The following is a 13,382-nucleotide window of genomic DNA, read 5'->3' on the forward strand; positions in this document are numbered from 1 at the left end:
TGATCGGGTCGGAGGATGACTGGATGAGTGCGGAATGATTTCCTGCCCGGCCATTTCAGCCCAGCCCACTCGAGTCATCCGCTTATCAGGTCGCTGGAAGATATAAAACCCGCCATCCCCCTCCACGGGGATGGCGGGTTTCGTCGTTTCAACTCACCTTACACCGTATCCACCTTCAACGAATGATCGTTCAGCATCCCGTTGATGATGGTTGCCGTGTCCGCGCCGGCGATCATGCCGTCCACGCCAGGCGTGACACCGTAGTGGCTGGCGAGGTTGACGCCGGCCAGGTCGATGGTCTGGTTCGGCGCGGCGCCGGCGATGGCGCTGACGTCGATGCTGGTGGTGACCGATGCGCCGCTGCCCGTCACGCTGAAATGCAGGTAGTCGTCCAGTGAAGCGCTAGTGCCGTTTTCGCCCAATAGCAACTGGGACAGGTCGAGCTTGTCCACGCCCGGGGTAAAGTCCGTGATCACGTCATGGCCGCTATTGCCCGCCAGCCATTTGAAGGTGTCGGCGCCGCTGCCGCCGGCGAGGGTATTGTTGCCCAGGCCGCCGATCAGGATGTCGTCGCCGCCACCGCCATTGAGCACGTCATGGCCCAGCCCACCGTCGATGCGGTTGTTGGCGCCATCGCCACTGAGGGTGTCGTTGAAGTTCGATCCGATGAGGTGCTCGATCCCCCCAGGGTATCGGTACCGGCGCCGCCGGTGTCCTGCGCGGCCAGCAGGCCCAGGTCGACCGTGACGCCAGCCGTGGCGTGGGCGTAGCTGGCGGTGTCGTTACCCGTGCCACCGTCCAGCAGATCGTTGCCGGTGCCGCTGTAGAGCAGGTCGTCGCCGGCACCACCGTGCAAGGTGTCATTGCCCGAGCCCGCGCTGAGGATATCGTTGCCGTCACCGGCGTTGAGGATGTCGTCACCGGCACCGGCCATCAGCACATCGTCCCCCGCAGTGCCCGTCAGGGTGTGACCGGCCTGGTAACTGATGCTCACCGCCCCGCTGTCGCTGCCGCCATGGTTGTCGCTGGCGGTGTAGGTACCATGGTAATCCGGCGTACTCTCCTGGGCGCCGGCGTAGTTGACGGTCAAGGTCAGCTGGTAGTTTTCCGAGGCATTGACGTTGCCATTGCCGGGGTTGGGAATGTTGGTGACGTGGATCTGATAGTTGCCGTCCGCCGCGGCAGTGAACGAGGCACCGTCATTGACGGCAATGAACGGTCCGCCATTGAGGGAGTACTCCAGGGCGATGCGCCCGGACGCCAGATTATGATCCAGGGTGAGGGTCTCGCCCTGCTTGAGGCTGATATTGAGCCGGTCTTCATCGTTGGCATTGTTGTTGGACACCGCCCCCAGCGCCCCACTGACTACCAGCGCCGCGGTCATGGTCGCGGTGTTGGCGACGAAAGCGCTGCGGTTGAGGTTGATGGACTGCACGTTGTTACCGGTGAAACTGAGCGTGCCGGCGGTGCCGGTGAAGTCTGCTCCCCTGGCGACCCAGCCGGTATTGAAGCTGGTGGGCGACGCAGTCAGCGGATCGCCGTTGGCGTCGCTGTCGTTGCCCAGCAACAACTCTCCCGGCACTACGATATTGCCTGACAGCAGGTTGGTGATGATGTGGTCGTCCATCGCCACGGGAGGGCTGTTGGGCGTGACATTGACCACCAGGCTGGCGCTCGCCAGGTCGCCGTCGTTGTCGCTGACGACATAGCCGATGGTTTCGGTGATCAGGCTGCCGGTGGTGGTTTGGGAGGTGTAGCTGTATTCACCGGTGTCGAGGTTGACCACCAGGGTACCATCGTGGTCGGTGGCGATACTCAACGTATTGTTCAGGCTATTGAAAGTGCCGTGGTTGGACCCTCCGCTGGCAACCAGTGCCCCCTGCCCACCGTTGGCGGTCGGGTCATAGCTGTAGGTGGTGCCATCCACCAGCAGGCTCTTGATAAACCCGCCGTCGGCGCCGAACGAACCGCCCTCGCCTAGCAGATTGCCGGTCACCGGCACCCCTTGCACGGTACCGGAAAGCACCGAGCCGAGCTGGTTCAGATCGGTGACCACCACCGCGTTGGTGTCGGTGTGGGCGCTGCCGTCATAGGCCAGTGGGTCGAGATGGGCATTGCTGACGCCGCTGCCCAGGCCGATGGCGTAGTTCTTGATGCCGTTGGCGTCGAGGAAGGCTTTCCACGCGGCCTCGTCCGCCGCACCGGTTTCCTGGCCCGTGGTGGGCTTGCCATCGGAAAAGAAGTAACCGATGTTCTGTGCCCCGGTCAGTTGCCCGGAGGTGGCGAACGCCGTCTTGGCCGCCGCCACCGCAGCGTCGTAGTTGGTGCCGCCGTCCGCCGACAGGCCGCTGAGGAGCGACTTGGCGGTGGCCACGTCCACCCACACGGACGTCTGGTCGGTGGCGCTGCTGCTGAATGTCACCAGTTGGACTTTCACATCACCCAGGTCATCGTACTTATCCAGCAAGGCGCTGATGGCCTGCTTCGCCAGGTCCAGCCGCGAGAGGCCGGGCACACCGGAGGGATCGGCCATGCTGCCGGACACATCGAGCACGATCAGCAGGTTGGAATCGATTTCCACGGCGGTCACCGAGCGCTCGGTCGCGATGGCAGTAGGCACGTCATCGACGATGCTGACCACCAGGTTGCCGGTCACCTTGTTGCCCAGGGAATCCGTGGCCTGGTAGGTGAAGCTCTCGCTCAGGACATTCGGACCGTCGTTGGCATGGGGCGTCGTGCTGGCCGGGGACGTCAGCGTGTAGGTGTAGGAGCCGTCCGGATTGAGCAGCAGTTGGCCGTAGGCGCCAGTGGCATTGCCGACCAGGGCGAACGTCACGGCGCCAGTGGCACCGCTGACCGATCCCACGAGGCTGCCGCTGGCGGTTTCGCCGGTGGTGCCGGGGTCGCTGCCGGTGACCGTGCCGGGGGCCAGGTCCTGGCCGTCCTGATTCAGGTCGAGGGCTTTCTCGTAGACGGTAATGTCCTGATCGGGCTCGGCCACGAGGCAACTGTTGTGCACTTCGATGGTGATGGTGGTGGTGCTTTCATCGCCGTCGGCGTCGCGCACGGTGTAGGTGAACACATCGGTGGCGCCGGGTGCGCCAACGGCGTCCGGGTTGCTGTGATAGACCGCGTTGCCGCTGGCATCCAGGGTGAGGTAACCATAGGTGCCGTTGATCTGGATATTGAGGCCGCCCACCGCCGGGGACGAAGTATCGCTGCCAACGCGCACACCAATGACGGTACCGCCGTCGGCGCCGAGTACGTCGTTGTCCAGTACGTTGCCGCTGATCGTACCGCCCTCCACCACCGAAGCGGCGTCGCAATGCGCCTCGGGCATGTCATCGACGATGTTGATGACGATGGTGCTGGTGACCGAGTTGCCCAGGGAGTCCGTGGCTTGATAGGTGAAGCTTTCGCTCAGGACGTTCGGGCCGTCATTGGCGTTGGGCGTGGTCGTGGCCGGTGATGTCAGCGTATAGGTATAGGAGCCGTCCGGGTTGAGCAGCAGTTGCCCGTAGGCGCCAGTGGCGTTGCCGACCAAGGCGAACGTCACGGCGCCGATGGCACCGCTGACCGATCCCACCAGGCTGCCGCTGGCGGTTTCGCCAGTGGTGCCAGGGTCGCTGCCGGTGACCGTGCCGGGAGCCAGGTCCTGGCCGTCCTGGTTCAGGTCGAGGGCCTTTTCATGGACGCTGATGTCCTGGTCCGGCGTCGCGACGAGGCAGCTTTCATGCACGTCGATGGTGATGGTGGTGGTGCTTTCATCGCCGTCGGCGTCGCGCACGGTGTAGGTGAACACATCGGTGGCGCCAGGGGCGCTGACCGTGTTCGGGTAGCTGTGATAGACCGCGTTGCCGTTGGCATCCAGGGTGAGGTAACCGTAGCTGCCGTTGATCTGGGTATTGAGGCCGCCCACGGCCGGGGTCGAAGTATCGTCGCCGGCACGGACACCGATCACCGCGCCGCTGGTGGCCGGGCCGTCGGCACCGCCCACATCGTTGTTCAGTACGTTGCCACTGACCGTCCCTCCCTCGTCCACCGAAGCGGAGTCGGCGTGGGCAGTGGGCAGGTCATCGACGATGTTCACGTCCAGGTTGCCGGTGGCGGTGGTGCCGTTGTCGTCGGTAACCACCACGGCAAACTGCTCGCTCAGGCTGTTGGCGCCGCTGGCATTCGGGTGGGCCTCGTTATCCAGCAGGGTGTAGCTGTAGCTGACCACGCCGGTGACGGCGTTGAAGCCGGTGATGGTCAGGGTGTTGCCCAGCGCCGTGGTAATCGATTGAGGGAAACCGGCCGCCACGCCACCGCTGACCACGGTGATGCCGCCGACGCTCAGGTTCTGCACACCGTCCAGCGCTGTCACGGTGAACGTGCCGCTCTGGGTCAGGGCCGGTGCATCCGGGCTGGTGCCATCGGCCAGGTGTTGTTCCCGGACGGTCAGCTCGCCGCCTTCAGTGTCCAGCCCCTGGATGATCACCGGATCGTCGTTGTTATGGACCTGCAGCACCAGGTTGGCGGTGCTGGTATCGCCGTCGGCATCGGTCAGGGTGTAGGTGAAGGTTTCCGTGCCGCTGCCGCCGCCGTGCAACGCGACGAACTGCGGATCGCTGGTGTTCAACGTATAGGTGTACGACCCGTCGGCGTTGAGCACCAGGGTGCCGTAGGTACCGGTGAACGTGCCGGGGGTGATGGGGCCGGACGCCACGGTGTCGGCGCCTTGGCTGTCATTGGTCAGGACGCTGCCGCTCAGGGTCAGTTGGGTCTCCGAGGCGGTACCGGCGTTGCTGTCGTCCACGGCCTGAGGCAGGTCATCGACGATGTTCACGTCCAGGTTGCCGGTGGCGGTGGTGCCGTTGTCGTCGGTAACCACCACGGCAAACTGCTCGCTCAGGCTGTTGGCGCCGCTGGCATTCGGGTGGGCCTCGTTATCCAGCAGGGTGTAGCTGTAGCTGACCACGCCGGTGACGGCGTTGAAGCCGGTGATGGTCAGGGTGTTGCCCAGCGCCGTGGTAATCGATTGAGGGAAACCGGCCGCCACGCCACCACTGACCACGGTGATGCCACCGACGCTCAGGTTCTGCACACCGTCCAGCGCTGTCACGGTGAACGTGCCGCTCTGGGTCAGGGCCGGTGCATCCGGGCTGGTGCCATCGGCCAGGTGTTGTTCCCGGACGGTCAGCTCGCCGCCTTCAGTGTCCAGCCCCTGGATGATCACCGGATCGTCGTTGTTATGGACCTGCAGCACCAGGTTGGCGGTGCTGGTGTCGCCGTCGGCATCGGTCAGGGTGTAGGTGAAGGTTTCCGTGCCGCTGCCGCCGCCGTGCAACGCGACGAACTGCGGATCGCTGGTGTTCAACGTATAGGTGTACGACCCGTCGGCGTTGAGCACCAGAGTGCCGTAGGTACCGGTGAACGTGCCGGGGGTGATGGGGCCGGACGCCACGTTGTCGGCGCCTTGGCTGTCATTGGTCAGGACGCTGCCGCTCAGGGTCAGTTGGGTCTCCGAGGCGGTACCGGCGTTGCTGTCGTCCACGGCCTGAGGCAGGTCATCGACGATGTTCACGTCCAGGTTGCCGGTGGCGGTGGTGCCGTTGTCGTCGGTAACCACCACGGCAAACTGCTCGCTCAGGCTGTTGGCGCCGCTGGCATTCGGGTGGGCCTCGTTATCCAGCAGGGTGTAGCTGTAGCTGACCACGCCGGTGACGGCGTTGAAGCCGGTGATGGTCAGGGTGTTGCCCAGCGCCGTGGTAATCGATTGAGGGAAACCGGCCGCCACGCCACCGCTGACCACGGTGATGCCGCCGACGCTCAGGTTCTGCACACCGTCCAGCGCTGTCACGGTGAACGTGCCGCTCTGGGTCAGGGCCGGTGCATCCGGGCTGGTGCCATCGGCCAGGTGTTGTTCCCGGACGCTCAGCTCGCCGCCTTCAGTGTCCAGCCCCTGGATGATCACCGGATCGTCGTTGTTATGGACCTGCAGCACCAGGTTGGCGGTGCTGGTGTCGCCGTCGGCATCGGTCAGGGTGTAGGTGAAGGTTTCCGTGCCGCTGCCGCCGCCGTGCAACGCGACGAACTGCGGATCGCTGGTGTTCAACGTATAGGTGTAAGTGCCATTGGGGTTGAGCACCAGGGTGCCGTAGGTACCGGTGAACGTGCCGCCAATGATCGGCCCGCTGTCGGGGCCGGTGGGGATACGATCGGCCCCCTGATGGTCGTTGGGCAAGACGTTGCCGGTGAGGGTGACCAACGATTCCGACGCTGTGCTGACGTGGCTGTCGTCGATCGCCTGGGGCACATCGTCGGTGATATTGACGTCCAGGGTGCCGTTCGCGCTGTCACCGTCGTTGTCCACGGCCACGACCGGGAACTGTTCAGTGAGGGTATTGGGGCCGGCACCGGCAGGATGGGTTTCGTTGTCCGTGAGGGTGTAGCTGTAGCTGACGACACCGGTGGCGGGGTTGTAGCCCGTGATGGTCAGGGTGTTGCCCAGTGCCGTGGTGATCGATTGAGGAAAACCTGCCGGTACGCCGCCAGCGATGACGCTGATGCCCCCGATGCTCAGGCTGCTCAACCCGTCGGGGGCGTTGATGGTGAAGGTACCGCTTTGCACCAGCGCCGCCGGGTTGCTGGCCGAACCGTCGGACAGGCTGGCCTCGTCTGCCGTCAGCTCGCCGCCCTCCACGGTCAGCCCGTCGAGGGTCACCGGGTTATCAGACGTCTCGGGGGTCACTGGCGGTACGGTTCCATCGTCACCGTCATCCGCATCCCCCGCCAGGCGCAGCAGAGGAAATTCGGGAATCCCGTTGAATCCCGCCGTAGGGAATCCGATGCTCGGGTCAACCGCCCCGCCCACCTCTTCCAGCAGCACAAAACTGTGCCCGCCCCCAAGGCCGCCCGGGGCATTGCCAGCACCGGGGCCGGCAGCCGTGGCTTCGCCGGTCTGGGTCGGGTCGGCACCGGCGGCGATGGCTTGTTGCAGCTTCTGCACATCGGTCAGTTGCGCATCACTCGGTGCCGCGGCCTCAGGCGTCTCGACGCCAGGCGCCTGCCGGGCCAGCAACTGCGAGGTCAGGGTCAGGTCGCTTTCACGTCCGAGGGTCAACTCCTGGCCATTGGCAAGCTGCACGGCCACGGCCCCCTCGGCACCGGTCACCAGATGCTCACCGGCATACAGTCGATCTCCCTCCACCAGCGGGCGTCGCAGGCCCCCGGTCGCTTGCGCGAAAACCTGCCCGATTACCTTGCTGACGGTACCGATGAGCGCTGCCATGTGCATTCCTCCGTTGCCAACCCGCGGTCGGCATGTCTGGGTGAAGAAGCGATGCCTGATGAGCCCCCGGAAAATCTGGAAAATCTGCCAGGTTTCACAGGATCCGAAGGGCTAGCTCTTTGCCACAATGACAAAAAACCGTCGCAAAACATCACCCTTCATTCCGTTCTTTCGACCACTTCCCCACGTCGTTCAAAAATTTCCATGGAACTTTTATTGACGCCTAAAAGCCGTCAGAACCCGCATTTTCAAAGGCTTTCGCTTTGAACAATGTGCCGCTTTTTTCCAAGCACATAAGTTTTTTTCGGAATAAGCGCTATGAGAAATTCTTCTTAGGTTTCTCGCAGGATGTTCTTAGCTGTGTTGTTACAAGGTTGAAACGGTTTTGATCTTAAATACGTCAAGATTTTGGCGACACAGAAGCACAACAGACCTCAGGAGATGCACCCCATGCGCGTTCTATCCCCCCTCTGCAGCGCGGTTTTGCTGGCCATGGCCTGCTCTTCTCACGCCCAGGCCATGTCATTGACCGAAGCGATCCAGAGCACTATCGCGACTCATCCGGAACTGGCCCAACGAGTGGACAGCCGTCTGTCGGCCAATGAAGACGTCAAGGTCGCCAGGGGGGGCTTTTTCCCGTCGGTGGATTTGAATGCCGGCTACGGCCGGGGCTACAGCGACAACCCCAGCACTCGGGGACAAGGCGACCACCACACCAATGTCCTGACTTACACACAGTCGGAGTTGCGCCTGCGGCAGATGCTCTTTGACGGTTTCAACACCACCAACGAAGTGGAACGCACCAAAGGCGTGGTCAACTCCCGCGCCTATTACGCCCAGGGCACCGCCCAGGATCTGGCCCTGCGCACCATCGAGGTCTATCTGGAAGTGCTCAAGCGCCGCGAACTGGTGACCCTGGCCAAGAACAACCTGCAAGCCCACCTGCGAGTCAACGACCAGATCGGCCTGCGCACCGAGCGCGGGGTGGGCAGCACCGCCGATTCCGACCAGTCCAATGCCCGCCGCGCCCTGGCGGAAAACAACTACGACACCGCCCAGGTAGACCTGGCCGACGCCGAGGCGAACTTCTACAGCGTGGTCGGACGCATGCCCGACGAGCTGGAAACGCCCCCCTCGACCCGGGGCGAGATCCCCGCAGACCTGCGCCAGGCCCAGCAAAGCATGGTGGAGAACAACCCGTACCTGAAATCGGCCCAGGCCGACATACAGTCCGCCCAGAGCCAGTACGAGTCGGCCAAGTCGCCGTTCTACCCACGTTTCGACGCCGAAGCGGCGGTGGGTGCCAATAACAACATCGGTGGCGAAGAAGGCCATGACAACAACTGGCGGGTCGGCGTGGTGATGAACTACAACCTGTTCCGCGGCGGTAGCGACAAGGCACGCCTGGCCTCCAACTCCCATCAGATCAACCAGGCCATGGACATCCGCAACAACGCCCTGCGCCAGCTCAACGAAGACACGCGCCTGGCCTGGAACGCGATGAACAATGCCCGCAAGCAGACCCCCACCGCCCGGGAATACGCCGACACCACCGCCCGCGTACGCGCCGCGTACCAGGACCAGTTCGGGCTGGGCCAGCGGACCCTGCTCGACCTGCTCGACAGCGAGAACGAGCTGTACAACGCCAATCGCCGCTACACCGAAGTCCGGTACACCGAGGAGTACTCGATGTACCGCGTGCTGGCGAACATGGGCGTGCTGTTGAGCAAGCAGCGGGTGGTACTGCCCGCCGACGCCGTCGCCCAGACCGAGGTCAAGAACGAAGCGCGACTGCCTGAACTGAAGTAGTCCCGGGGGAACGATCACCATGACCAGCATGGCACCCGCAACACCCAGCGCCGATCCGCGCCTGAATGTCGATGACCCATTGCTGGATGGTCTGCTGATCCTTTGCAAACTCCATGGCGCGGCAGTCAGTCGCGCCAGCCTCAGCGCCGGGCTTCCAATGGCGCACCAACGGCTGAGCCCGGACCTGCTGCCACGCGCGGCGGCCCGGGCCGGTTTGCAGGCGCGGGTGCTGCGCCGCAAGCTGGCCGAGATTTCCCCCCTCAACCTGCCGGTGATGCTGATCCTGGCCGGTGGCCGTTGTGCGGTGCTGCGGCGTTGGCGCGAAGATGGCCAGGCGCTGATCCTGCCCAGCGAAGCCGATGGCGGCGAACAATGGGTCAGTGGCGAGGAACTGGCCCTCGATTACAGTGGCCAGGCCCTGTTCGCGCGGCCGCGACATGAACTCGAGGATTTGCGCGCGCCACTGGTGCCGAGGGTCGAGGCCTGGTTTCGCGACACCCTCAAGTTGTCCCGCTGGCTGTACAGCGACGCGATCCTGGCGAGCCTGCTCATCAACCTGCTGGGGCTGATGGTGCCGTTGTTCGTCATGCAGACCTACGATCGCGTGGTGCCGAACCAGGCGACCTCCACATTATGGGTGCTGGCCGTAGGGCTGTTGATCGGCACTGGCTTCGAACTGGTGCTGCGGGTCGTACGCGCCCACCTGCTGGACGCCGCCGGCAAGAAGACCGACGTGATTCTTTCCGCCACCCTGTTCGAACGCATCACCGGCATGGCGATGAAGGCCCGGCCGGTGACCATCGGCGGATTCGCCCAGAGCATCCACGACTTCCAGGGCCTGCGGGAATTTCTCACGGCCGTCACCTTGACCAGCCTGATCGACCTGCCCTTCGCCTTGCTGATGCTGGTGGTGATCGGCCTGCTGGGTGGATGGCTGGTGGTGATTCCGGTGGTGGCCTTTCCGATCACCATCGTCTTCGCGATGATCATCCAGGCGCGCCTGAGCGATACCGTACAGAAAAGCCTGGCCCTGGGCGCGCAGCGCCAGGCCTTGTTGATCGAAACCCTCGGCGGTTTGGAAACCCTCAAGGCCTGCAGCGCCGAAAGCGAGCGCCAGCATCAATGGGAAAGCACCCATGGCGCCCTCACCCGCCTGGACAGCCATGCGCGCAACCTCTCGGCCCTGGCCACCAACGGCACCCTGTTCCTGCAACAGCTGGCCGGCATGACCACCATCGTCGCCGGGGTCTACAGCATCATTGCCGGCAACCTCAGCGTCGGCGCGCTGGTGGCGACCTACATGCTGGGCAGCCGGGTGCTGGCGCCACTGGGACAGATCGCCGGGTTGATCACCCGCTACCAGCAGGCCCGGCTCACCATGCGCAGCACCGACGCCTTGATGGCCTTGCCCCAGGAGCGCGAAGCCGGGCAGCGACCGCTGGACCGCACCCAATTGCAGGGCGCGCTGGACGTCAACGGCGTGACGTTCCACTACAACGGTCAGGACACCCCGGCGCTGGCACACGTGAGTTTCAGCCTCAAGCCCGGTGAGCGGGTCGCAATCATCGGGCGCAGCGGCTCGGGCAAAAGCACCCTGGCACGCCTGGTGATGGGGTTCTATGCGCCCCAGGAGGGCCAGCTGTTGCTCGATGGCCTGGACCTGCGGCAGCTGGATGTCGCCGACCTGCGCCAACAGATCGGCTATGTCGCCCATGACCTGCCGTTGCTGGCCGGCAGCCTGCGGGACAACCTCACCCTCGGCGCCCGCTATGTCAGCGACGCGCGCATGCTGGAAGTGGCGGAACTGACCGGTGTCACCGAACTGGCCCGCCAGCATCCCCAAGGCTTCGACCGGCCGGTGGGCGAACGTGGCCAGTTGCTGTCCGGTGGCCAACGCCAAGCCGTGCTGCTGGCCCGGGCCTTGTTGCTCGACCCGCCGATCCTGCTGCTGGACGAACCCACCAGCGCCATGGACAACAGCAGCGAAGACGTCCTGCGGCAGAAGCTTCACACCCATGTACAGGGCAAGACGGTGCTGCTGGTCACTCACCGCACTTCGATGCTGAGCCTGGTGGACCGGTTGGTGGTCTTGGACAACGGACGGATCGTGGCGGATGGGCCGAAGGACGCAGTCATCGATGCCTTGCGCAAGGGACGGGTAGGCTCTGCGGCGGTTTAAGCGCAATACCGCTCCCACACAAGCTCGCTCTCACGGGTTCTTGGTTCGGCTTTATTTTCTCTCACTGAAGGGTATCGCCCCATGTCTGCTCAAACACCGGATTCAGCCGCCCGAAGCTACTTCGGCAGTTTCAGCAAAAGCGCCGAAAGCGAGTTCATGTCGGAAACCGCAGGCGCCGCGCTGCAGGACTCGCCCCGCCGTTTGCGCATTACCGTGTGGCTGGCCGCCGGGCTGATCGTCGCCGCGCTGGTGTGGGCCAGGCTTGCGGTCCTGCAGGAAGTCACGACCGGTGAAGGCAAGGCGATTCCATCGAGCAAGGTGCAAGTGATCCAGAACCTGGAGGGCGGTATCGTCAGCGAGATCTTCGTGCGCGAAGGCCAGATGGTGAACAAGGGCGATACCCTGCTGCGCCTGGACGACACGCGTTATCTGTCGAACAAGGGCGAAAGCGAGGCCGACCGGTATGCCTTGATGGCCCAGGTCGAGCGCCTGTCGGCGGAGGCCGAGGGCCGGCCGCTGCAGATGTCCGCCGAGGTGACTGGCAAGGCCCCGCAAGTGGCCGAGGATGAGCGCTCCCTGCACGAACAACGCCAGCGGCGCCTGGCCAGTGAACAACGGACCCTGACCGAACAACTGCGCCAGAAGACCCAGGAGCTGGCGGAGTTCCGCTCCAAGCAGAGCCAGTTCAGCTCAGCCCTGAGCCTGCTGCAGGAGGAAATGAACATGTCCGCGCCGCTGGTGCGCACCGGGGCGGTTTCACCGGTGGAAATCCTGCGGCTCAAGCGCAGCGCGGTGGAGATCCGCGGCTCGCTCAACGCCACCACCCTGGCGATTCCCCGGGCGGAATCGGCGATCAACGAGATCAAGAGCAAGATCGACGAATCGGAACAGACCTTCCGTTCCGAGGCGGCCAAGGAGCTCAACGAAAAACGCACCGAGCTGTCGAAAATCACCGCGTCGAGCATCGCCATCGACGACCGCGTGACCCGAACCACCGTGGTCTCGCCGGTGCATGGGGTGATCAAGCAACTCAAGGTGAACACCATCGGCGGCGTGGTGCAGCCGGGTAGCGACATGGTGGAAATCGTGCCTCTGGAGGACAACCTGCTGATCGAAGCCAAGGTCCGCCCGCAGGACGTGGCCTTCCTGCACCCTGGGCAGAAAGCCATGGTCAAGTTCAGCGCCTACGACTACACGATCTACGGCGGGCTGAGCGCCAGGCTCGAACTGATCGGTGCCGACACCATCACCGACGACAAGGGCAACAGCTTCTACCTGATCCAGGTGCGTACCGACAAAAACCACTTGGGCGGGGATGCCAAGCCGCTGCTGATCATTCCGGGAATGGTAGCGACGGTGGATATCATTACCGGCGAGAAAAGTGTTCTGGATTACTTGCTCAAGCCGGTGCTGAAGGCCAGGACTGAGGCGATGCGGGAGCGGTAGTTTCTGGCTGGGATTTCATCGACAGGGCTACCGCTATCGCGAGCCTGCTCGCGATGAGGCCAGTAAAAACCGCCACTATTTTCGGACATGGTTACGCTGGAAAACCTCCTCCCCCATCGCCGCAATCTGCCCCTCGATCAACGCCTCGAACGGCCTGAGCAACGGCTCGAAACTGTTCGGTGCTTCAAGCACCTGCAACGCCTGGACAATCGCCTCCACCGTCGACAACGCTCCCGGCCCCGGCGCCTTGCGCAGGCGATAACGGGACACGCCGCCTTCGGCCAGGGTCACCCTCGGCAGCGCCGCCAGCAACGGATTGAGGTGCAGCAACTTGCGCGCCTTGCGCCAGGTGCCATCCGGGACGACCAGCAGGATCGGCTCATCGGACGGGGTGCAGGTCTGCAACGGTAGCGCCTCGTCGCCAGGAAACAACAGCCGCGCCTGATAACCCGGTTGATTGAGCAGCCGTGGCAAATCCTCGAACACCTCACCCACCATCAGCTCGGCATTGGTCAGCCCCAGCGCCGCCAGCCGCGCGGTGTTCAGGGCGTGGTTCACTTCGCTGGGATGCTGCAACAACAACACCCGGGTACGGCTGTCGAGACTGGGGATCAACGGGCACAGGCAATGGCTCTGCGGCCGCTGGCACCGTGGGCAATGGATTCTGGGCATCGG

Annotated in this window: 6 protein-coding genes; 3 read left to right on the forward strand and 3 right to left on the reverse strand. The window is 64.0% G+C overall.

Going from position 1 to position 13,382, the window contains the following annotated elements; translation table 11 throughout:
• Nucleotides 1-158 precede the first annotated feature (158 nt).
• Together BW992_RS27665 and BW992_RS26155 are read right to left on the reverse strand one after the other, a co-directional pair.
• Nucleotides 159-668, reverse strand: coding sequence for a type I secretion C-terminal target domain-containing protein (locus tag BW992_RS27665; protein ID WP_442961969.1), 510 nt, complete (start codon nucleotides 666-668; stop codon nucleotides 159-161).
• Nucleotides 560-7,273: a retention module-containing protein gene (locus BW992_RS26155; RefSeq protein WP_442961961.1), complete on the reverse strand. Its 6,714-nt coding sequence runs from the start codon at nucleotides 7,271-7,273 to the stop codon at nucleotides 560-562. The genes BW992_RS27665 and BW992_RS26155 overlap by 109 nt, the downstream gene beginning before the upstream one ends.
• 450 nt (nucleotides 7,274-7,723) lie before the next feature.
• Here BW992_RS26155 and BW992_RS26160 point away from each other — a divergent pair, with 450 nt between their 5' ends.
• From BW992_RS26160 to BW992_RS26170, 3 genes are all read left to right on the forward strand, one after another.
• Nucleotides 7,724-9,082, forward strand: coding sequence for a TolC family outer membrane protein (locus tag BW992_RS26160; RefSeq protein ID WP_053154814.1), 1,359 nt, complete (start codon nucleotides 7,724-7,726; stop codon nucleotides 9,080-9,082).
• A 19-nt stretch (nucleotides 9,083-9,101) separates the two neighbouring features.
• Nucleotides 9,102-11,261: a type I secretion system permease/ATPase gene (locus BW992_RS26165; RefSeq protein ID WP_072399190.1), complete on the forward strand. Its 2,160-nt coding sequence runs from the start codon at nucleotides 9,102-9,104 to the stop codon at nucleotides 11,259-11,261.
• Between the two features lie 81 nt (nucleotides 11,262-11,342).
• A complete protein-coding gene (locus tag BW992_RS26170) occupies nucleotides 11,343-12,707 on the forward strand; it encodes an HlyD family type I secretion periplasmic adaptor subunit (RefSeq protein WP_072432316.1) in 1,365 nt (454 codons plus the stop codon).
• A gap of 75 nt (nucleotides 12,708-12,782) precedes the next feature.
• Here the strand turns inward: BW992_RS26170 and BW992_RS26175 are convergent, their stop codons facing one another.
• Nucleotides 12,783-13,379 carry a tRNA-uridine aminocarboxypropyltransferase gene (locus BW992_RS26175; RefSeq protein WP_072432317.1) on the reverse strand — a complete coding sequence of 199 codons (597 nt, stop codon included), beginning with the start codon at nucleotides 13,377-13,379 and terminating at the stop codon, nucleotides 12,783-12,785.
• Nucleotides 13,380-13,382: the final 3 nt, after the last annotated feature.

The sequence above is a fragment of the Pseudomonas sp. 7SR1 genome (genome assembly GCF_900156465.1).
Lineage (GTDB): Bacteria > Pseudomonadota > Gammaproteobacteria > Pseudomonadales > Pseudomonadaceae > Aquipseudomonas.